Annotated in this window: 19 protein-coding genes; 10 read left to right on the top strand and 9 right to left on the bottom strand. The window is 72.7% G+C overall.

The features are described 5' to 3' along the window. Window positions 1–7: 7 nt before the first annotated feature. Together EKG83_RS35255 and EKG83_RS35250 are read right to left on the bottom strand one after the other, a co-directional pair. Window positions 8–655, bottom strand: coding sequence for an HAD family hydrolase (locus EKG83_RS35255; protein WP_033433385.1), 648 nt, complete (start codon window positions 653–655; stop codon window positions 8–10). 51 nt (window positions 656–706) lie between these two features. Continuing rightward, entirely contained in the window at window positions 707–1,429 is a 723-nt protein-coding gene (locus EKG83_RS35250; protein ID WP_228122331.1) for an alpha/beta fold hydrolase, read from the bottom strand. Window positions 1,430–1,765: 336 nt separating this feature from the next. Here EKG83_RS35250 and EKG83_RS35245 point away from each other — a divergent pair, with 336 nt between their 5' ends. Genes EKG83_RS35245 through EKG83_RS35230 form a run of 4 tightly spaced genes read left to right on the top strand, consistent with a single transcriptional unit; the run spans window position 1,766 to window position 5,225 of the window. Then, window positions 1,766–2,674: an ABC transporter ATP-binding protein gene (locus EKG83_RS35245; protein ID WP_033431929.1), complete on the top strand. Its 909-nt coding sequence runs from the start codon at window positions 1,766–1,768 to the stop codon at window positions 2,672–2,674. 8 nt (window positions 2,675–2,682) lie between these two features. Then, the gene (locus EKG83_RS35240; protein ID WP_033431928.1) at window positions 2,683–3,408 is read left to right on the top strand and encodes an ABC transporter permease; all 726 of its coding nucleotides are present in this window, start codon (window positions 2,683–2,685) and stop codon (window positions 3,406–3,408) included. 3 nt (window positions 3,409–3,411) lie between these two features. Beyond that, window positions 3,412–4,611, top strand: a complete 1,200-nt coding sequence (locus EKG83_RS35235) for a sensor histidine kinase (RefSeq protein WP_033431927.1) — start codon at window positions 3,412–3,414, stop codon at window positions 4,609–4,611. Further along, a complete protein-coding gene (locus EKG83_RS35230; protein WP_033431926.1) occupies window positions 4,608–5,225 on the top strand; it encodes a response regulator in 618 nt (205 codons plus the stop codon). The genes EKG83_RS35235 and EKG83_RS35230 overlap by 4 nt, the downstream gene beginning before the upstream one ends. 412 nt (window positions 5,226–5,637) lie before the next feature. On the opposite strand, the gene EKG83_RS35225 is transcribed toward EKG83_RS35230, so the two are convergent. The 5 genes from EKG83_RS35225 to EKG83_RS35205 form a co-directional block, all read right to left on the bottom strand. Continuing rightward, window positions 5,638–6,120, bottom strand: a complete 483-nt coding sequence (locus EKG83_RS35225; protein WP_033431925.1) for a nucleoside deaminase — start codon at window positions 6,118–6,120, stop codon at window positions 5,638–5,640. 360 nt (window positions 6,121–6,480) lie between these two features. Next, window positions 6,481–8,706 (bottom strand): molybdopterin cofactor-binding domain-containing protein, encoded by a 2,226-nt coding sequence (locus EKG83_RS35220; RefSeq protein WP_051766149.1) that lies wholly within the window; start codon window positions 8,704–8,706, stop codon window positions 6,481–6,483. Beyond that, entirely contained in the window at window positions 8,703–10,058 is a 1,356-nt protein-coding gene (locus EKG83_RS35215) for an 8-oxoguanine deaminase (RefSeq protein ID WP_033431924.1), read from the bottom strand. Before EKG83_RS35215 ends, EKG83_RS35220 begins: the two co-directional genes overlap by 4 nt. Beyond that, window positions 10,055–10,531: a (2Fe-2S)-binding protein gene (locus EKG83_RS35210; RefSeq protein WP_033431923.1), complete on the bottom strand. Its 477-nt coding sequence runs from the start codon at window positions 10,529–10,531 to the stop codon at window positions 10,055–10,057. Before EKG83_RS35210 ends, EKG83_RS35215 begins: the two co-directional genes overlap by 4 nt. Window positions 10,532–10,533: 2 nt before the next feature. Further along, window positions 10,534–11,406: an FAD binding domain-containing protein gene (locus EKG83_RS35205; RefSeq protein ID WP_033431922.1), complete on the bottom strand. Its 873-nt coding sequence runs from the start codon at window positions 11,404–11,406 to the stop codon at window positions 10,534–10,536. 307 nt (window positions 11,407–11,713) lie between these two features. On the opposite strand from EKG83_RS35205, the gene EKG83_RS35200 reads away from it, so the two are divergent. Next, window positions 11,714–13,168 carry a PucR family transcriptional regulator gene (locus EKG83_RS35200; protein WP_033431962.1) on the top strand — a complete coding sequence of 485 codons (1,455 nt, stop codon included), beginning with the start codon at window positions 11,714–11,716 and terminating at the stop codon, window positions 13,166–13,168. Between the two features lie 389 nt (window positions 13,169–13,557). On the opposite strand, the gene EKG83_RS35195 is transcribed toward EKG83_RS35200, so the two are convergent. Further along, the gene (locus tag EKG83_RS35195) at window positions 13,558–14,970 is read right to left on the bottom strand and encodes a DUF1996 domain-containing protein (protein WP_033431921.1); all 1,413 of its coding nucleotides are present in this window, start codon (window positions 14,968–14,970) and stop codon (window positions 13,558–13,560) included. A 271-nt stretch (window positions 14,971–15,241) separates the two neighbouring features. Between EKG83_RS35195 and EKG83_RS35190 the strand changes: the two genes are divergently transcribed. From EKG83_RS35190 to EKG83_RS35170, 5 genes are all read left to right on the top strand, one after another. After that, window positions 15,242–16,171 carry an SMP-30/gluconolactonase/LRE family protein gene (locus EKG83_RS35190; RefSeq protein ID WP_033431920.1) on the top strand — a complete coding sequence of 310 codons (930 nt, stop codon included), beginning with the start codon at window positions 15,242–15,244 and terminating at the stop codon, window positions 16,169–16,171. Window positions 16,172–16,385: 214 nt separating this feature from the next. Then, window positions 16,386–18,824, top strand: a complete 2,439-nt coding sequence (locus tag EKG83_RS35185; protein WP_033431919.1) for a sensor histidine kinase — start codon at window positions 16,386–16,388, stop codon at window positions 18,822–18,824. Between the two features lie 44 nt (window positions 18,825–18,868). Next, a complete protein-coding gene (locus EKG83_RS35180) occupies window positions 18,869–19,306 on the top strand; it encodes a roadblock/LC7 domain-containing protein (RefSeq protein WP_033431918.1) in 438 nt (145 codons plus the stop codon). Then, window positions 19,306–19,677 carry a DUF742 domain-containing protein gene (locus EKG83_RS35175; protein ID WP_033431917.1) on the top strand — a complete coding sequence of 124 codons (372 nt, stop codon included), beginning with the start codon at window positions 19,306–19,308 and terminating at the stop codon, window positions 19,675–19,677. The genes EKG83_RS35180 and EKG83_RS35175 overlap by 1 nt, the downstream gene beginning before the upstream one ends. Then, entirely contained in the window at window positions 19,658–20,251 is a 594-nt protein-coding gene (locus EKG83_RS35170; protein WP_033431916.1) for a GTP-binding protein, read from the top strand. The genes EKG83_RS35175 and EKG83_RS35170 overlap by 20 nt, the downstream gene beginning before the upstream one ends. Before the next feature lie 41 nt (window positions 20,252–20,292). Here the strand turns inward: EKG83_RS35170 and EKG83_RS35165 are convergent, their stop codons facing one another. Beyond that, on the bottom strand, window positions 20,293–20,640 hold the full coding sequence (locus tag EKG83_RS35165; RefSeq protein ID WP_033431915.1) for a hypothetical protein: 348 nt from the start codon (window positions 20,638–20,640) through the stop codon (window positions 20,293–20,295). Between the last annotated feature and the right edge of the window lie 30 nt (window positions 20,641–20,670).

Here is a 20,670-nt window from a genome sequence, read left to right as displayed (position 1 = left end):
GTTCCTCCTAGGCCATCGGCAGGTCGGTGAGGTCCGCCCGCAACCGGTCGAGTTCCTCGTAGACTGCCGACGCCCCGTGCTCGCGCAACTCGGCCTCGCCGAAACCACCCGTGCGAAGGCACACCACCGGCAGGCCGGCGCGGCGCGCGGCGTCGCAGTCCCACACGGAGTCGCCGATCACCACGGCCCGGCCGCCGCCGTCGACCTTGCGCAGCGCCACCTCCACCAGGTCGGGCGCCGGCTTGGTCTCCTCCACGTCGTCGGAGGAGGTGGAGGGCAGGCCCACCGCGTCGATGAGCTTGAGGTAGTGGTCGACGTGGTGGCGCTTGCCGGAGCTGGCCAGCACCACCGCGAAGTCCTGCTCCAGCGCCGCGGCCACCAGGCGGTGGGCGCCCTCCAGCGGCCGGATCTCGGCCAGCATCGGCTCGAACGCCGCCTCCCACGCCTGGCGCAGGTCGTCGCCGCGCTCGCGTTCGACGTGGTCACCGGCCACGGCGGCGACCAGCTTGTCGCCACCCATGCCGATGGCGCGGTGCAGGCGCCAGGTCGGCACGGTGATGTCGAAGCGGCGGAACGCGCGGAACCAGGCCACGGCGTGGTGGTAGTTGGTGTCCACCAGCGTGCCGTCCACGTCGAGGACGAGCGTGTTGGTCATGGGCCGGGGTTAGCCCGACCGGAGGACCGGCAAACCGCCGCCGACCACGCGTCAGGCCAGGAACTCCTCGATCAGCCGGGCCCACTCGCCGGGTGCCTCCAGCGCGGGCGCGTGGCCGCTGTCCAGCTCCGCCCACCGGGCGCCGGGGACGAGGTCGGCCATGGCCCGCGTGGCGCTCGGCGCGATGAGCCGGTCGTGCTTGGTGCCGATGACCAGGGTCGGCACCGCCACCTCCGGCAGGTCGGCGGTCACGTCGGCGCGCAGCGCCAGGTCGACCTGCTCCGGGCTGCCCGGCGGGATCGTCATGGCGACCAGCTCCAGGAACCCGGCCTCCTGCTCGGCGGTCATCCGGCGGTGGAACGGCTCGCCCAGCGCCACCGACACCAGGTAGCGGGCCATCTCGGCGCGGTCGCCGTCCAGCCGCCGCCGCCACTCCCGCAGGCGCGCCGCCGTCTCCTCGTCGGCGCGGGCGAACCCGGCGGTGAGCACGAGGGCGGTGACGCGTTCGGGGTACCGCAGCGCCGCGCGCACCGCGACCGAGCAACCCAGGGAGAAACCGACGATCGCGAACCGCTCCTCGCCCTCGGCGGCGGCGACCAGCCGGTCGGCGAGGTCGTCGAGCTCCAGCGGTGCGGTGGCCCGGGGCGTGGTGCCGGAGCCCGGGAAATCGACCGCGTGCACCTTGCGCTTGCGCGACAGCTGGGGGATCAGGGGGCTGAAGTTCGCCCGGACGGCGCCACCGGCGCCGTGGGCCAACAGGAGTGCGGGAGTCACCCTCACGATTCTGCCGGGCCGGACGGCCACGGCGCCGCCAATTCCCGGTTAAGCACGCGTCTCAACCGGCCACCCCCGCCCCACCACCCCCACCCACCCCTCCCCCTCCCTCCCTCCGCGCGTGTCATGCCCCCACCCCGCGAGTGTCATGCCCCCAGCCCCCGCGAGTCGAACCTCCAGCACCCCCGTGTCGAACCCCCGGCACCCCCGAGTTCCACGTCCGGGACCCCCGAGTTCCACGTTCGGGGTGGTCTACGGGCGGTCAACCGATCGGTTGACCGGGAGTCCGACCCGCCGTGCGATCCGCCGGGCCGCGCCGCCGACGAACCTGGTGGCATGGCGATCATCGAAGTGGTCGACCTCGTCAAGAGGTACGACGAGAAGGTCGCGGTGGACGGCGTGTCGTTCACCGTCGACGAAGGGGAGATCTTCGGCATCCTCGGCCCCAACGGGGCCGGCAAGACCACGACCGTCGAGTGCGTCGAGGGGTTGCGCTCGCCGGACGGCGGCACCATCCGCGTGGACGGGCTCGACCCGCGGCGCGACCGGGCCGAGCTGCGCACCAGGCTGGGCGTGCAGCTCCAGCAGGGCGAGCTGCCCGACCGCATCCGGGTCGGCGAGGCGCTGGACCTGTACGCGTCCTTCCACCGCGACCCGGCCGACTGGCGCGAGCTGCTGGACCGCCTCGGCCTCGGCGACCGCCTCCGCACCGAGTACCGGCACCTGTCCGGCGGTCAGAAGCAGCGCGTCTCCATCGCGCTCGCCCTGGTCGGCAGGCCGCGGGTGGCGGTGCTCGACGAGCTGACCACCGGCCTGGACCCCCAGGCCCGCCGTGACACCTGGGAGCTGGTCGAGCAGGTCCGCGACTCCGGCGTCACGGTCGTGCTGGTCACGCACTTCATGGAAGAGGCCGAGCGGCTGTGCGACCGGCTGGCCGTGATCGACGCGGGCAGGGTCGTCGCCGTCGACACCCCGGACGGCCTGGTCTCCGGCCTGGACGCCCAGCAGACGGTCCGCTTCCGGCCGACCTCGCCGCTCGACCCGGACCTCCTCCGCGACCTGCCCGAGGTCTCCGCCGTCGAGCAGCGCGGTTCGCGGTTCGTCGTCACGGGCAAGGGCGACCTGCTGCACGCCGTCACGTCGCTGCTCGCCCGCAACCACGTCGTCGCCGCCGACCTGCGCGTCGAGCAGGCGGGCCTCGACGAGGCATTCATCCACCTCACCGGCCGCACGCCCTCGGAGTGAACCCAGCCATGCTGAAGATCGTCAACATCGAGTGGAAGCTGTTCCTGCGCGAGCCGGTCATGGTCGTGTTCGCCGTCTTCTTCCCCACCCTCCTGCTGCTGGTCCTCGGCGCGATCCCCGCGCTGCGCACCCCCGACCCCAAGTTCGGCGACCTGCGGTTCGTCGACCACTACATGCCCACGCTGGTGGTCATCGCGTTCGCGTTCCTCTGCCTGAACCGGCTGCCCACCGCGGTGGCCACCTACCGGGAGAAGGGCGTGCTGCGCCGCTTCTCCACCACGCCGGTCCACCCGGCCAAGCTGCTGGTCGCGCAGGTCGTGGTGAACTTCATCGCCGGCGCGCTGTCGCTGGTGCTGCTGCTGGTGGTGGCCAAGGCGGCGTTCGACATCGACCCGCCGCGGCAGCCGGTCGTGTTCCTGATCACGTGCCTGCTCGGGCTGCTGTCGCTGTCGGCGCTGGGCCTGCTGGTGGCCGCGTGGGCGCCGAACGCCAGGGCCGCGGGCGGCTGGGCGACCGTGGCTTTCATGCTCGTCATGTTCTTCGGCGGCGCCTACCTGCCGCGGGTGATGCTGCCCGAATTCCTCAACCGCATCGGCGACCACCTGCCGCCGGGCGTGGGCGCGTTGCAGGAGGCGTGGCAGGGCACCGCTCCCGACCCGCTCCAACTGGCGATCATGGCGGTGGTCGCGGCGGCGGCGGGTACGGTCGCGGCGAAGTCCTTCCGCTGGGAGTGAGGCATGACCGACGAGCTCGACGTGTGGGAGCACCGCCTGGGGGTGGCGGGGCAGGCCATCCCGTACCTGGTGCTGGTGCTGTCGACCGTCGTCTACGCGGCGATCATCCCGGACCCGCCGGGGACGAAGGCGGTCAACGTCGGCATCGCGGTCGCCACCGCCCTGTGGATGCTGTGGTGGCACACGCTGCACCCGCAGTGGCGCGAGCGGCCCCGGTTGATGGGCGTGTTCTACGTGGGCGTGCTGGTCGCCTACGCCGTGCTGGGGCTGCGGCACTCCATGTTCGGGTTCTTCTCGTTCGCGGGCTACATCTACGCGATCGAGAACCTGGCGGGCCGCTGGAAGTTCGCGGGCGTCGTCGCCACGGGCGTGCTGGCCGCCACCTCCCTGTACGGCGGCCTGCCCGAGCCGGACCCGGTGGCGATCGGCGTCTACCTGGCCCTCGTGGTCGTCATCGTGATCATAGCGAGCACGTTCACCCTGCTCGGCCACTTCACCAACGAGCAGAGCAGGCGCCGCAAGGAGATGCTGGCCGACATGGCGGCCATGATGGAGGAGAACGCGGGCCTGCACGCCCAGCTGCTCATCCAGGCCCGTGAGGCGGGTGTGCTCGACGAGCGGCAGCGGTTGGCGCGGGAGATCCACGACACCCTCGCCCAGGGGTTCACCGGCATCATCACCCAGCTCCAGGCCGACGAGAACCCGCCGCGGCACGTCGAGACGGCGCTGCGCCTGGCGCGGGAGAACCTGGCCGAGGCCCGCCGCTCCGTGCACGCCCTGCGGCCGCCCGCGCTGGAGGACGCGAACCTGCCCGACGCGCTGTCCGAGGTCGTGACGGGGTGGGTGGACCAGACCGGGGTCGCCGCCACCGTCGCCACCACGGGCGCGGCGCGGCCCCTGCACCCGGAGGTCGAGGTGACGCTGCTGCGCGCCGCGCAGGAGGCGCTGTCCAACGTCGCCAAGCACGCCGGCGCGTCGCGGGTCGGGCTGACGCTGTCGTACATGGAGGACGTGGTGACGCTGGACGTGCGCGACGACGGCGCCGGGTTCGACCCGGGTGGCGCGACCGACGGCTTCGGGCTGATCGGCATGCGGCAGCGGGTGTCGCGCCTGGCCGGGGCCCTGGTGGTGGAGTCCGAGCCCGGCGGCGGCACGGCGGTGTCCGCGTCGGTGCCCGCGATCCCGGCCGAGGTGGCCAGGTGATCCGCGTCGTGGTGGTGGACGACCACCCGGTGGTGCGCGACGGGCTGCGGGGCATGCTCGCGTCGGCCGGTGACATCGAGGTGGTCGGCGAGGCGGCCGACGGCGCGGAGGCGGTGACGGTGGTGCGGGCCGTGAAGCCGGACGTGGTGCTGATGGACCTGCGCATGCCGGGGGTGGACGGCGTCACGGCGATCGGGCGGTTGCGGGACTTCCCGACGCGCGTGCTGGTGCTCACCACCTACGACACGGACAGCGACGTGCTGCCCGCGATCAAGGCCGGTGCGACGGGCTACCTGCTCAAGGACACGCCGCGCGACGAGCTGTTCCGCGCGGTGCGGTCGGCGGCGCGGGGCGAGGCGGTGCTGTCCCCGTCGGTGGCGACCCGGCTGGTCGGCCAGGTGCGGCAGCCCGCGGCGGAGCCGTTGAGCGACCGCGAGGTCGAGGTGCTGGGGCTGATCGCGCGGGGCTGCACGAACCGGGAGGCGGCGGCGCGGCTGTTCATCAGCGAGGCGACCGTGAAGACGCACCTGGTGCACGTGTACGCCAAGCTCGGGGTGAAGGACCGCGCCGCAGCGGTGGCGGTGGCTTACGAGCGGGGTTTGCTGGGCGCTTGAGCCTGCCCGTGGTGCTTCGAGTCGCATTAGGACGGACGGCGCAGGGCCCTTGCGGGGGGTCGGGAAAAACGCCGCATAGTTTATCCATCAATTCGCCGCGAAGTTGTCCACAGGCTGACCGATCGTCGTTGCACCGCTCCTCGACTCGGCCCAACCTGGGGCCATGACCAGCGAATCCGGCAAGTCCACCAGTCACTTCCCGACCACCACCGCGGCCTGCCTGTCGCAACGACGCGGTGCCCGCTCCGCCCTCGGTGCGGGGATCGACGCCGCACGACGACCAGTCGCCTCGCGCGCGGACCCCGGCCCGGGGCACGGCATCCCTCCCGCGACCGGTCGGGCGGGGCCCGCGGGCACGGCGCGGCCGAACGCGCCCGGCTGGCTCGCCCGGTGCCCCCGGGTGGTCGCCGGGTCAGTAGTCGACGCGGTCGGTCCGCTCCAGCCACGCCCGGAACGGCGCGTCGTCCGCACCCGTCGAGATCCGGTGCACCGGCAGGTCCCACGTCTCGCGCGGCCTGGCGAACAGCGCGTGGAACTCCCGGTCGTCGAACCCGGCCGCGGCCGCGTCGTGCCGGTCGGCGGCGTAGACGACCCGGTCCACCCGCGCCCACAGGGCGGTCGAGAGGCACAGCGGGCAGGGCTCGCAGGAGGACACCAGCACGCAGCCGGTGAGCCGGAAGTCGTCGATCGCCCGGCAGGCCGCGCGGATCGCGACGACCTCGGCGTGGGCGGTCGGGTCGAGCGCGGTCGTCACCTGGTTGGTGCCGGTGGCGAGGACGACCCCGTCGCGGACGACCACGGCGCCGAACGGGCCGCCGCCCGCCGCGACGTTGCGGGTGGCCAGTTCGACGGACTCGCGCAGCCAGGCGTGGTCGGGGGAGACGGAGGTGGTCATGGGTGTGGTGCCTTTCGCCGTGGTCCGGTTGGCCGGGTCGCTGGTCGGATTGTCGGTCGGGTCGCCGGCAGGGGTGCTGGTCGGGTCATCGTTCGCGACGCTGGTCGAGTCGTCGACCAGGTCGGCGGCCCGGTGGCTGACCCGGCTGCTGGTCGAGGCGTGGACCGGGGTACCGGTCGGGTCGCTGGTCGTGCTGTCGGTCGGATCGTTGGTCTGGGCGCTGGTCGGGGTGTCGGTCGGGGTGCCGTGCGGGTCGTCGTGCGGGTGCTCCGGGGGTGTCTCGGCGGCCTCGCCGGGACGTGCCCGCCCGTGCCGCGACCGGGGCCGTGGCGAGGGTGGCGAGGGTGGCGCGCGTGGTGGTCAGGTGCCGGTGATGTGCTCCGGGCGCACGGGCACGCGTGGCAGGTCGCGGCCGGTCGCGGCGCGGATGGCCGCGACGATGGCCGGTGTGGAGGAGATGGTGGGCGGCTCGCCGACGCCGCGCACGCCGTAGGGCGCGTGGGGGTCGGCCAGCTCCAGCACGTCGATGCCCATCGGCGGCATGTCGAGGACGGTCGGGATGAGGTAGTCGGTGAACGACGGGTTGCGCACCCGCCCGCCCGCGGTCTGGATCTCCTCCATCACCGCCAGGCCGAGGCCCTGCGCGGAACCGCCCTGGATCTGGCCGAGGACGGCCTGCGGGTTGAGCGCCCGGCCCACGTCCTGGGCGCAGTCCAGCCCGACCACCTTCACCAGGCCCAGCTCGGTGTCGACGTCGACCACGGCCCGGTGCGCGGCGAACCCGTACTGGACGTGCGCGTTGCCCTGCCCGGTCACCGGGTCGATCGGCTCGGTGGACCGGTGCCGCCACTCCACCGTCTCGTCGACCACCTCGTCGCCGAGCAGTTCGGCCAGGTCGAGCGACGCGGGGTCGCGGCCGCCCGCGAGCCCGGTCAGCCTCTCGCGCACGGCCGCGCAGGCCGCCTTCACCGCGCCACCGGTCACGTAGGTCTGCCGGGACGCCGAGGTGGAACCGCCGTTGCCGATGCTGGTGTCCATGGGCAGGATCGTCACCCGCTCCACGCCCAGCTCGGTGCGCACGATCTGCTGCACGATCGTCACCAGGCCCTGGCCCACCTCGACCGCCGCGGTGTGCGCCAGCGCGACCGCCTCGCCGTTGATCACCTGGAGCCGCACGCGTGCGGTGGAGTAGTCGTCGTAGCCCTCGGAGAAGCAGATGTTCTTGATGCCGACCGCGTAGCCGACACCCCGCACCACGCCCTCGCCGTGCGTGGTGTTGGAGACGCCGCCGGGCAGGTCGCGCAGGTCGACCGAGGTGGGCCGCGGCGGCAGCGGCCTGTCCCGGACCAGCTCCAGCAGCCGCGCCACCGGTGCGGCGGAGTCGACGACCTGGCCGGTCGGCATGGTCGAGCCCTCGCTCATCGCGTTGGCGATCCGCAGGTCCACCGGGTCCATCCCCAGCGCGGCGGCGAGCTTGTCCATCTGGGACTCGTAGCCGAAGGCGGCCTGCACCGCGCCGAAACCGCGCATCGCGCCGCAGGGCGGGTTGTTGGTGTAGACGCCCCAGCAGTCCACGGTCACGTTGGGCACCTCGTACGGGCCGATGCCCAGCGTCGCCGCGTTGGCCACCACCGCGCCCGTGCTGGAGGCGTAGGCGCCGCCGTCGAGGTGGATGCGCGCCCTGACGTAGACCAGCTTGCCGGTGCGGTCCGCGCCGTGCTCGTAGTGCAGGACCGCGGGGTGGCGGTGCACGTGCCCGTAGAAGGACTCCTCGCGGTTGTAGACCATCTTGGTGGGCTTGCCGGTGCGCAGCGCGAGCAGGCAGGCGTGCACCTGCATCGACAGGTCCTCGCGCCCGCCGAACGCGCCGCCGACCCCGGCGAGGGTCAGCCGCACCCGCTCCAGGGGCAGGCCGAGGGCGGTGGCGACCTGGGCCTGGTCGACGTGCAGCCACTGGGTGGCGATGTAGAGGTCGACGCCGCCGTCCTCGGCGGGCACGGCCAGGCCCGACTCGGGGCCGAGGAACGCCTGGTCCTGCATGCCGACCTCGTACCGGCCGGTGACCACGACCTCGGCCCGCGCGCCCTGGTCGCCGCGCCGGATCGGGACGTGCCGCACCAGGTTGCCGCCGGGGTGCAGGGGCGTGGCGCCGACCGCGGTCTCCATGTCCACGACCGGGTCCAGCACCTCGTAGTCGACCTCCACGCGCGCCATGGCCCGCCGCGCGGTCTCCGGGTGGTCGGCGCCCACGAGCACGACCGGTTCGCCCTGGTAGCGCACGACGTCCTCGGCGAGCACCGGCTGGTCCTTGTGCTCCAGGCCGTAGCGGTTGAGCCCGGGCACGTCCTCGTGGGTGAGCACGGCGTGCACGCCCGGTACCCGCAGGGCCTCGGTGATGTCGACCGACCTGATCCTGGCGTACGGGTGGGGGCTGCGCAGGGTCGCGCCCCAGATCATGTCCTCGTGCCACAGGTCCGAGGCGTAGGCGAACTCGCCGCGGACCTTGAGGGTGCCGTCGGGCCGCTGCGGGCTGGAACCGATGCCGCCGGAGACGGCGGAGGTCAGTTCGGCGGGCGTCAGGCTCATCGCGTGCCCTTCAGTCGCTTGGCGGCGGCCCGCAGGTCGCGCGCGAGGTCGGCGGTGGAGGCGGTGCGCAGCCCGCCGTCGTCCACGACGGTGCGGCCGCCCACCAGCAGGAGCCCGAGCCGCGGCAGCGGTCCCAGGACCAGGGCGACCACCGGGTCGTCGATGCCCGCGTGGTCGAGGCCGTCGAGCCGCCACACGGCGAGGTCGGCGAGCTTGCCCGGCTCGATCGAACCGATGTCGCCGTCGCGGCCGAGGCAGCGCGCGCCGCCCATGGTGCCCAGCCACAGCGCTTCGCGCACGTCGAGCGCCTCGGGGCCGCCGCGCTGGCGGGCCTGGAGCAGCGCCTGGTGCAGCTCCTCCACCAGGCCGGAGGACTCGTTGGACGCGGCGCCGTCCACGCCGAGGCCGACCGGCGCGCCCGCGTCGAGCAGGTCGCGGACCGGGGCGGTGCCGGTGCCCAGCCGGCCGTTGGAGGACGGGCAGTGCGCCGAGCCGGTGCGGGTGGCGCCCATGCGCCGCACCGCGTTGGGTGCCAGGTGCACGGTGTGCGCGAGCCACACGTCGTCGCCGAGCCAGCCGAGGTCCTCGGCGTACTCGACGGGGGTGCGACCGAACTGGGACAGGCAGTGCTCCTCCTCGTCGACGGTCTCGGCGAGGTGGGTGTGCAGGCGGACGCCCCGGGCCCGCGCCAGGTCGGCCGCGCCGGTCATCAGCTCCCGGCTGACCGAGAACGGCGAGCAGGGGCCGACGGCGACCTTGACCAGCGCGTCGGGGGCGGGGTCGTGGTGCTCGGCGATCGCCTGCTCGGTGCCGATCAGGGCGGCCTCGGTCTCCTCGACCAGGTTGTCCGGCGGCAGGCCGCCCTGTGACCGGCCGCGGTCCATCGAGCCGCGCACGGCGTGCAGGCGGATGCCGATCCGGCGGCCGGCGTCGACCAGGGCCGCGAACTGGTCGCCGCCCTCGCGCGGGAAGACGTAGTGGTGGTCGGCGGCGGTCGTGCAGCCGGTGGTCGCCAGCCGGGCCAGGCCGGCGGCCGCGGCGGCGTGCGTGATGTCGGCGTCCAGGCCGCGCCACACCGGGTACAGCGTGGTCAACCACTCGAAGAGCGTGGCATCGGGGGCGATGCCGCGCGTGGCCCATTGGTAGAGGTGGTGGTGGGTATTGACCAGACCAGGGGTGACCAGGCAGCCGGTGCCGTCGACCCAGGTGTGCGGGCCGGTGGGTCTGGGCGCCTGGCCGGGGCCGACCGCCGTGATCCGGCCGTCCTCGACCACGACGTGGCCGAACGCGTGCTCGGTGCCGGCGGCGTCCACGGTGGCGATCGCGGCGCCGTCGATGATCGTCGGGGTCATCGGCGCCCGTTCGCCCGCGTGGCGGCCGCCAGCCGCACGGCGTCGAGGATCTTCTCGTAGCCGGTGCAGCGGCAGAGGTTGCCGGCCAGCGCCTCGCGGATCTCCGGGTCGCTGGGCCGCGGGACGCGGTCGAGCAGGTCGTGGGTGGCCACGACCAGGCCGGGGGTGCAGAAACCGCACTGCACCGCGCCCGCCTCGACGAAGGCCGCCTGGACGGGGTCGAGCGCGTCCCCGTCGGCCAGGCCCTCGACGGTGCGGACCTCGCGGTCCTGCGCCTGACCGGCGGCGACCAGGCACGCGCACACCGGCACGTCGTCCAGGTACACCGTGCAGGAGCCGCACTCGCCCTGCTCGCAGGCGTTCTTGGAGCCGGGCAGGCCCAGGCGCTCGCGCAGCAGGAACAGCAGGCTCTCGCCCTCCCAGACGTCGTCGGCCCGGCGGCGCCTGCCGTTCACGGTCAGCTCCACGCGCATGGTCAGGCCACCTTCCCGGAGTAGTCCCGCCAGGCCCAGCCGAGGGCGCGGCGGGCCAGCACGGACAGGGCGTGCTTGCGGTACGCGGCCGAGCCGCGCACGTCGTCGATGGGGCTCGCGGCCTCGGCAACCAGTTCGCCGAACCGCCGCACCACCGGATCGGGCAGCGGTTCGGGGGAGTCCCACCGGCCGGTGGCGGTCAGCTCGCCGGACAGGAAATCCTCGGCGGCCGACGCGCGGCGCGGCGTGGGCGCGGCCGAGCCGACGGCCGCGCCGACCCGCTGCCGCGCCGGGTGCAGGGCCAGCGCGAACGAGCACACCGCGATGACCATGGCGTTGCGGGTGCCGACCTTGGCGAACTGCTGCGGCGCCCCGGTGGCGGGCACGTGGACGGCGGTGATCAGCTCGTCGGGTGCCAGCGCGTTGCGCTTGACCCCCAGGTAGAACTCGGTGGCCGGGATCAGCCGGGTGCCGCGCGCCGAGGCGGCCTCCACGGTCGCGCCGGCGGCCAGCAGCACCGGGTGGGTGTCGCCGGCGGGGGAGGCCGCGCCGAGGTTGCCGCCGACCGTGCCCCGGTTGCGGATCTGCGGCGAGCCGACCGTGCGGGAGGCCATGGCCAGGCCGGGCAGGCGGTCGCCCAGCTCGTCGATGACGCGCGCGTAGGGCACGTTGGCGCCCAGGCGCACCGAACCGTCGACCGCCTCCCACTCGCGCAGCTCGGCGATGCGGGTCAGGTCGAGCAGCGCGGCGGGGCGGCGGTGGTCGAAGTTCAGCTCGACCATGACGTCCGTGCCGCCCGCGATCGGCACGGCCTCCGGCCGCTGCGCCTTGATGCTCAGCGCCTCGGCGAGGGTGGCTGGGCGAAGGAAGTCCATCGGCTACCTCGGCGGCTCGGTTGTTCGACTGCTCGGGGTGGGGGCTGTTGGGGTAGGGGCTGTCGGGGTGGGGGCTGCTCGGCGGGTGGGTGCTCCGGTGCGTGGGTCAGTACACCGATCGGCGCGGGTGATCGGCTACGGCGGCGGGCTCCGAATCACAGGTTCCTACAGCGAATGGATTTGTGCTTTCCTACAAACACCATCGGGCGAAGGCGAATCGTGAGTACCACCGCGGTGTGACGATTCGATTCAGTCGAGGTGAGGTCGAGGTGAGGAGGGGCGCGTGCGAGTCCGGACCCTGCTCGGCATGCCCGAGCTGCGACTGCGCCCGATCGTCGGCGCCGAACTGCTCGACAGGCCGGTGACCAGGCTTTACGGCACCGAACTGCCCGATCCGACCCGGTACCTGTCCGGCGGTGAGCTGGTGCTGTCCGGACTCTTGTGGCACCACACCGCGGATGATTGTGAAATATTTGTTTCTTCTTTGGCGAACTCCGGCGTCGCCGCGTTGGCGGCCAGTCCGCCGGATGCGGGTGAACTGCCGGCGGCGCTGGTGGAGGCGTGTGAACGGCACGGGGTGCCGTTGCTGGAGGTGCCGGTCGACCTGTCGTTCGCGACCATCACCGAGCGGGTGGTGCTGGAGCTCGCGGCCGAGCGGGTCGGTGACGCGGGCGCGCAGCTGGGCAGGCACCGGCGGCTGCTGACCGTGGTCGCCGAGGGCGGCGGGTTGGCGGAGCTCATCGGGGCCGGGACCGCGGAGCTGGGCGCGGGGTGCTGGGTGCTGTCGTGCACCGGGCACGTGGTGGCGGGCCCGGACCTGCCGGGTGCCGCCGCGCTGGTGCGCGAGTTCCTGGTGGCCGACCGGCTGCCGAAGGTGGTGCGCGGCATGACGCTGCTGCCGGTGGCCGCGCGCGGCGGCGGGCGGTTGGGCGCGTGGGTCCTGGTGGTGTCCGGTGACCGCGCGCACGACGAGGTGGCCGCCGAACTGGCCAGCCTGGTCGGGGTCGAGCGGGCGCGGGTGGTGCAGGGGCGGGAGATCGAGAACCGCGCCGCGGGTCCCCTGCTGCGCCAGGTGCTGGCCGGCGGTGACCTGGAGGCCCGCATCGCGGCCGTCGGCTGGGACCCGGGTGCGCCGCTGCGGGTGGTGGCGGCCTCGGCGTCGGGTGGTCGCGTCGAACGGGTCGCGGCGCTGCTGGAGGAGGTGCTGGCCGCGGTCGTGCCGAGGTCGCTGGTGGCGGTCGTCGGGGACGAGGTGTACGCCCTGGCGCCGGCCGGGGCGTGGACCGAGCAGGTGCGGTCGGCCCTGCGGACGGCGGAACCGGGCCTGGGCCCCGCGCGGGTGCTGGTCGGCATCTCCTCGCCGGTGGCGCACCCGGGCCTGCGCGGCGCGGCGGAGGAGGCGTCCCACGCCCGGCGGTTGGGCGAGCGGCGCCCCGGGCGGACCTGCGTGGTGGCGGGGGAGGAGATCGCGCTGCACCAACTGCTGCTGGCCGGCGTGCCGGAGGGGTTGCGGGGTTCGCTGCGCCGCCGGCTGCTGGGCCCCGTGCTGGACTACGACGCCGCGCACGGCTCCGACCTGATCGGCACCCTGCGGGTCTTCCTGGACTGCTCGGGCTCCTGGACCGCGGCCGCCGCCCGGCTGCACGTCCACGTGAACACCTTGCGCTACCGGGTGAGCCGGGTGGAGGAGCTGCTGGGGGCGGACCTGTCGAACTTCACCGAGCGCGTCGACCTCTACCTGGCCCTGCAGACCGGGGAGTGAGCGGGCCGGGCCGCCCGGCGGCCTTGGAGTGGGCGGCACGGGGGCAGCGGCACGGGGTCGGCGGCTGGGTTGGGGCGGACTGGGTTGGGGCGGACTGGGTTGGGCCGGGCTGGGTTGGGCCGGGCTGGGTTGGGCCGGGCTGGGTTGGGCCGGGCTGGGTGTGGCGGGCTGGGTGTGGCGGGCTGGGTGTGGCGGGCTGGGTGTGGCGGACTGGGTTGGGCCGGGCTGGGGGCTGGCGGGTTCGGAGTGGGCGGCTCGGGCCACCGACGGCCTCGAAGGTCCTAGGGGTGCGGGTGCCCGGTGGTTCAACAGCCTCGGTGGTCCCCGTTGAACGCGACCTTCCCCGACCCGCCGCCGCGCGGGTCGGGAAGGTCGCGTTCAGCCGCGGGTCACTCCTTGCAGCGGCGGCCGGTGTTCACGCACTGCACCAGGCGGTCCATGATCTCCGGCGACATCACGTTGGCGAAGTCGTCGTGGTCGGAGAACGGGTTGTGCTCCTCCTGCGGGAACGCGTCGACCAGGTACTGGCCGGCCACCTGCACGTCCCAGGGGATGTTGTAGGTCAGGCTGATCCGCAGCTGTGGCACCGCCTTGAACCCGGCCGGGCACTCGCCCCGCTCGTTGGTGTACACGATGTGGTCGCGGTGGTTGGCGCTGTCGGTGTTCTGGCCGTCCCAGCAGCTCGGGAAGTCGTGGACGCGCTTGACCTTGCTGCCCTGCGGGCAGATCGGGTACTTGTTCATCAGCACCTTGTCCTCGAACCCGGTGCAGGTCCACGAGTTGCGCGCGTTCTTCGGGCCGTTGGTGGAGACCTTCGCGTCGCCGTACAACACGCGCAGGAACTGCGGCATCGCCTCGACCTTGCCGACCGGGCTGCCGCGGAAGGTGAGGTCGACGACCTCCGGCCGCTGGATCTCGCCCTCGTTGCCGGGCAACTCGTTCTCGTCGCTGGCGCTCTTGCCGTCGCCGTTCTCCGGCGCGTCGGGCTCGGCCTCCTTGGCGGCCTCGGCGACCTGCGCGTCGTTGGCGTCACCGTCCTTCACCGTGCACGGCGCGAGGCGGCGCAGGCCGCGGGGGCGCTGGCCGAACCGGTCGATGGCCTCGGCGATGCGGTCGATCGTCGCGGTCCGCTTGTCCCGCAGCGGCCGCAGCACGCTGTTGTTGACGAAGTTCGGGTCGTCGACGTCGGCCGCGCCCTTGAGCCGCGCGTTCGCCTCGGCGATCTGGTCCTTGAGCGCCTTGAGCTGGCGGTCGACCTCGGCGCGGGCGCGCTGCGGGATGTTGCGCAGCTTGCGGCGCACGTCCGGGCACTCGACCTCGGCGGCGTCGGGCTTGCCGGGCTCCTCGTCCTCGTCCTCGCGGTCGATGCGCACCACGGGCCAGAAGTAGGCGGACTTGTCGCCGTTCTTGCAGGTCGTGTCGGCCGCGGCCAGGCTCTCGTTGGTCGAGTCGGCGTCGGTCGAGACGTTGCCCACGTAGTCGTGCAGGTGCTGCGCGCCGTTGCGCACGCCGGGCTGGGCGATGAAGTTGTCGGGGTTGAAGTGACCACTCTCGTTGCGGCCGCAGTCGACGGTGAACGTGCCCGTGCTCGCGCCACGCCGGGGACGGGGCGCGTTGACGTTGCGCTGCTGCGTGGTGATGTCGACGAACAGGGAGATGTCGGCACCGTCGGCCTGGGCGGTGCCCTGGTCGCCTGCGGTGCTAATCGCGACGGCCAGGCCGATCGTGAGCGCCAACCCGGTCACGCCCGCGGTCAGCTTGGTGCGCCGGGAGAAGCGGTGCCGCCCCTGGTTTCGCGTCATGGATGTGTCACCTCGTCGTAGGTACGCGCATGTGCTGCGAACAAACCCCGACCGCCGGTGGGCGGTGGACACAGGGGCATACGTACCGTCTCGACACCGCGACCTTGTCGTTACCTTTTCGTTATCGAACGACCACCCCTAACCTACGCACCACGTGCTGTTCGGGCAGGAACCACCACGTGGCCCTTCCTGTCGGTTCCCTGAGGACCCTTCTCCCCGCCCCGCCGGTCGCGGAACACTCGCGCGACGCATCCGAACCCAAGGAGTGGTCATGTCTCGCACCCTCGGTGCGCTGGCCGCCGTGGTGGTGGGGGTCTCCCTCGTCACCGCCGCGCCCGCCGCCGCAGCGCCGGCACACCCGTTCCCGACCGAGTTCCCGCTCCCCGACGGCTTCCTGCCGGAGGGCATCGCGATCGGCTCGGCGCCCGTCGCCTACTTCGGCTCCCGCGCCGACGGCGACCTGTTCCGGGTCGACCTCCGCACCGGGCGCGGCGAGGTGTTCAGCCAGGGCCCGGGCACCGCGTCGGTCGGGTTGAAGGTCGACCGGCGCGGGAGGTTGTTCGTCGCGGGCGGCGCCGGCGGGGACGGGAGGGTGGTCGACGCGAAAACGGGAGAAATCCTCAAGTCCTACCGGTTCGCGGAAGACGCCGACACGTTCGTCAACGATGTCCTGATCACCGATGACGCCGCCTACTTCACCGACTCGCGCAAGGCGGTGCTCTACGAGATCCCGTTCGGCCGCCGCGGTGCGCTGCCCGCGGCGCACACCGCCATTCCGCTGTCCGGCGACTTCGCGCTGACCCCCGGCGTGAACAACGCGAACGGCATCGCGGAGACGCCCGACGGCAGGGCGTTGCTGATCGTGCAGAGCAACACCGGGCAGTTGCACCGGGTCGACCCGCGCACGGGCGCGACGCGCGTGGTGGACCTCGGCGGGGAGGTGCTCACCAACGGTGACGGCCTGCTGGTCGAGGGCCGCACCCTGTACGTCGTGCAGAACCGGCTCAACACCGTCGCCGTCTTCCGGCTGGTCAGGGACGGTTCGTCCGGCACCCTGGTGACCAAGCTCACCGACCCGCGGTTCGACGTGCCGTCCACGGTCGCCTCGTTCGGTGACCGGCTGTACCTGCCCAACGCCCGCTTCACCACCCCGCCCACGCCCACGACGACGTACAACGCGGTTTCCGTTCCCGAAGTGTGAAAGACCGGGGGCCGGTGCTCAGAAGTTCACATCGGCCCCCTGTTCGGGGCATCACTCGACTGGGTAACCTCATCGTCGCGTCGCGCAAGTGATCGCTGTCTCTTCGTAATAATGATCTTCCGGTGTTACCGTTTCGTGGCCGGATCGGGTGAACGAGGAGACAGCGCCCCTAGTGCTGCGCCTGACCTGGTACCGGACGAGGCTGCGGAGTGCTGTGAAGCAGAAGAGCACCACGGAGACGAACTACAAGACGATCCGCTCACGACTCACCGGTGTCGTCGTCGTCCCCAGCATCGTCCTGCTCATCATGTGGGCCCTGTTCTCCTCCTACACCGTCTTCGACGGCTTCTACCTCCGCGCGGTCGCCCAGGGCGTGCGCGACGCCTCCATCCCGGCCGTCCAGACCTTCGCCGCGATCCAGAAGGAGCGCGAGCTGAGCATGACGTCGCTGGCCCAGCCGGAGGCCGGCACCAGCGACCTCGGCGCCCAGCAGCAGGACACCGACCGCGCGATCACCGACATGCGCGCCGCGTTCACCGACCTGGCCTCGCAGGCGCCGCCGGAGATCGTCGAGCGGATCAACGCGCTCAACGTCCTGCTGGACCAGCTCCCGCAGCGGCGCTCGGCGCTGGAGGCCGGCCGCGCGTCGAAGACCGAGATCTACACCTACTACAACAGCGTCCTCGACGCCGGCGACGCGCTGTTCAGCGTCCAGGCGCGCGTGGTGCCCGACGCCGAGTCGATGAAGGGCGCCATCACCGCCTCCGAGTACTTCAAGGCCGCCGACTGGATGTCCCGGGCCACCTCGCTGGCCTCGGGCGCGCTGGCCGCCGGGCAGTTCACGCCCGAGGAGCACGTCGAGTTCGCCAGCCTGGTCGGCGCCTACCACGCCTCGTTCGACTCGAACACGCCCCACGTCCGCCCCGAGGTGCGCGAGCACTACCAGTTCATGGTCGAGGGCGACGAGTGGAAGCGGCTGGTCGAGTTCGAGGGCCGGCTGGTCCAGAACGGCGACCGGCCCGAGGAGGCGGGCACCCTCCAGGAGTGGCAGAACGTCAGCGGCCCGGTGTCCGCCGAGCTGACCGCCCTGGTCAGCGAGCAGGCCACGGGCGCGGTCGGCGTGACCATGTCGCGCGGCGAGAGCAAGTTCCGCACCGTGATCGTCGGCAGCCTCATCGGGCTGCTCGCGGTGATCATCGGCATCCTCATCGCCATCCGCACCTCGCACCGCCTGGTCAACAAGGCCCTGATCACGCGCCTGGCGTCGCTGAAGAAGGACTCGCTGGCCCTGGCCCACGAGCGGCTGCCCGACATCGTCGACCGGCTGCGCGAGGGCAAGCACGTCGACGTGGAGGTCGAGGTCCCGCCGCTGGACTACGGCAGCGACGAGATCGGGCAGGTGGCCGACGCGTTCAATGCCGCCCAGTACACCGCGGTCGCCGCGGCGGTGAAGGAGAGCCAGGCCCGCGAGGGCGTGAACCGGGTCTTCCTCGACATCGCGCACCGCAACCAGGGCCTGGTGCACCGCCAGCTGAAGATCCTGGACAAGCTGGAGCGCGAGGAGGAGAACCCCGAGCAGCTCGACGCGCTGTTCCAGCTCGACCACCTGGCCACCCGCGCCCGCCGCAACGCCGAGAACCTGATCATCCTGGCGGGCGAGCAGCCGGGCAGGCAGTGGCGCAAGCCCGTGCGCCTGCTCGACGTGCTGCGCGCCGCGGTCGCCGAGACCGAGCAGTACGTCCGGGTGAAGGTCAACCCGGTGCCGGACACCGCGCTGGTGGGCGCGGCCGTCGCGGACACCATCCACCTGGTCGCCGAGCTGGTGGACAACGCCACCGCGTTCTCCTCGCCCCGCTCCCAGGTGCAGGTCCACGCCAGCGAGGTGCCGCAGGGCATCGTCGTGGAGATCGAGGACCACGGCCTGGGCATCAACCCCGAGGACCGCGAGCAGCACAACGCGATGCTGGCCGACCCGCCGGAGTTCGACGCGATGCGGCTGCGCGGCGAGTCCCGCCTGGGCCTGTTCGTGGTCGCCCGGTTGGCCGCCCGCCGGGGCATCCACGTCGAGCTGCGGGAGTCGCCCTACGGCGGCACCCTGGCACTCGTGCTGATCCCGTCCGCCATCGTCGCGGGCCCCACCACGGCCACCGAACCGGCCGAGACGCGGCAGCTGCCGCGCCGCACCTTCAACGACATCCCCGAGCAGGGCGACCCAGTGCGAGACGCCGCCTTTCCCGACACGTCCCGAGACCTGGAGGGGTTCTGGGCCCAGGCGGAGGCCGCGGCCAACGCCGGCGCCGCACCCGCCCCCGATCCCGAGCCCGAGGTCGAGCGAATGAGCGGCGGCCTGGACCTGGCCCAGCGCGGCGGGGAGTTCAGCGGCGAGCTGGAGCTGCCGCAGCGCACCCGGGCCGAGGAGTGGCCCCCCTCCGACCAGAAGTCGACCGCCGCCGGTCGGCCCGAACTGCCGCGCAGGCGCAGGCAGCAGAACCTCGCGCCGCAGCTCGTGCGCAACGATTTCCACCCCTCGCCCGAACCGCTCGCCGAGGTCGACCCCGAGCAGTCCGCCGAGCGGGTCCGCAAGGGCCTGTCGGCGTTCCAGCGGGGCACACGCGACGCCCGTCGCAGCCCGGGGCCGGAGCTCGAACCCTGACCAGCGGCAGTGACCGGACGACTGGAAACCGGAAAGGCAAACCGATGAACGACATGACCAGCCAGCACAACGAACTGAACTGGTTGTTGGAGGACCTGGTCGGACGCGTGGTCGGAGCCCGGCACGCCGTGGTCCTCTCGGCGGACGGTCTGCTGCTCGGCCGATCGGCCGGTTTGTCGAAGGACGACTCGGACCACCTGTCGGCCATGGCGTCGGCCTTCCAGAGCCTCGCCCGCGGCACCGGGCGGCACTTCGGCGGCGGCGCCGTGCGGCAGACCATCGTCGAGATGGAGCACGCCTACCTCTTCGTCACCGCGGCGGGCCACGGCGCCTGCCTGGCCGTGCTCGGCGAGGAGGACTCCGACATGGGCATGATCGCCTACGAGATGAACATGCTGGTCAAGCGCGTCGGCACCTACCTGTCGTCGGCGCCGCGCGGCACCGCGGCCGCCAGCCTGCCCGCTGCCCGAAGGTCGTCCTGATGAACGGCCGCGAGGACTGGTGGTACGACGAGGCGGCGGGCCCCCTGGTCCGGCCGTACGCGATGGTGCGCGGCCGCACCCGACCGCTGCGGCCGGAGCTGCACCTGGTCACGCAGGTGCGCGCGATGCCGTCGCCGTCGGACCCGGACTCGTTGTCGGTGGAGCACCTGGAGATCATGGAGCTGTGCCGGCGACCGCTGTCCGTGGCGGAGGTCGCCGCCTACCTCGACGTGCCGCTGGTGGTCGTCAAGGTGTTGTTGAGCGACCTCATCCAGCGCGGTGACGTCGTGATCAGAGACCCCTCCCGGGCCCCCGTGGTGCCGGACCGGAACCTTTTGCAGGCAGTGCTGGATGGTGTCCGTGGAATCTGAGCGGCCGGGCGGGGAACTGCTGGTCCCCACCCCAGTCAAGATCGTCGTCGCCGGCGGTTTCGGCACCGGCAAGACGACGCTGGTCAACTCGGTCAGCGAGATCCCGCCGCTGCACACCGAGGAGCTGCTCACCGAGGCAGGCGTCGGGGTCGACGACGTGGTCGGCCTGGAGAACAAGGAGACCACCACGGTCGCCCTGGACTTCGGGCGCATCACGATCAACCCCGAGGTGGTGCTGTACCTGTTCGGCACCCCCGGCCAGAACCGCTTCTGGTTCATGTGGGACGAGCTGGCCTACGGCGCGATCGGCGCGGTGATCCTGGTGGACACCCGGCGGTTGGACAGCAGCTTCCCGTCGATCGACTTCTTCGAGCGGCGCGGCATCCCGTTCATCATCGCGGTGAACTGCTTCGAGGGCGCGCACCGCTACGGGGTGGAGGAGGTCCGGCGCGCGCTGGACGTCGACGAGGCCATCCCGCTGCTGCTGTGCGACGCGCGCGACCGCGAGTCGTCGAAGACCGTGCTGGTCAGCCTGATCCAGCACACCATGGACCGGCTCGACGCGATGGCCTGAGGCACGGCGGGGCGTTCCGCGATCCGCCCGCGGCGCCCCCCTCAGCGGAACTCGTGCACCACGTCGATGGTGCCGACGATGTGGTCGTTGAACTCGTCGAGCTCTTCGGCGGGGACCCACAGCTCCAGGATCGTCCGCCCGCCCGCCTGCCGCACGGGGTAGCGGGCCAGGAAGTCGGTCTCGACCTCGAACCGGGTGACGAAGCCCGCGCCGTCGTGCTCGACGTTCCAGTCGCGCGCGATCCTGATCGCGTAGTCCTCGTCCAGCACCGGGTAGAAGACCGGCTGCTCCGGCAGCCGGGGCGGCCAGGCGCGCCAACCGGACGCCGCGACCAGCTCCAGCTCGGCCGGACCGGTCGGGCGCCACAGGGTGGTCGTGCGGTCGGCCATGGCGGCACCTCCTGCGTCGGGACGCGCGGG

It is taken from the genome of Saccharothrix syringae (assembly GCF_009498035.1).
GTDB lineage: Bacteria > Actinomycetota > Actinomycetes > Mycobacteriales > Pseudonocardiaceae > Actinosynnema > Actinosynnema syringae.
This window is presented reverse-complemented; position numbering and strand designations above follow the sequence as displayed.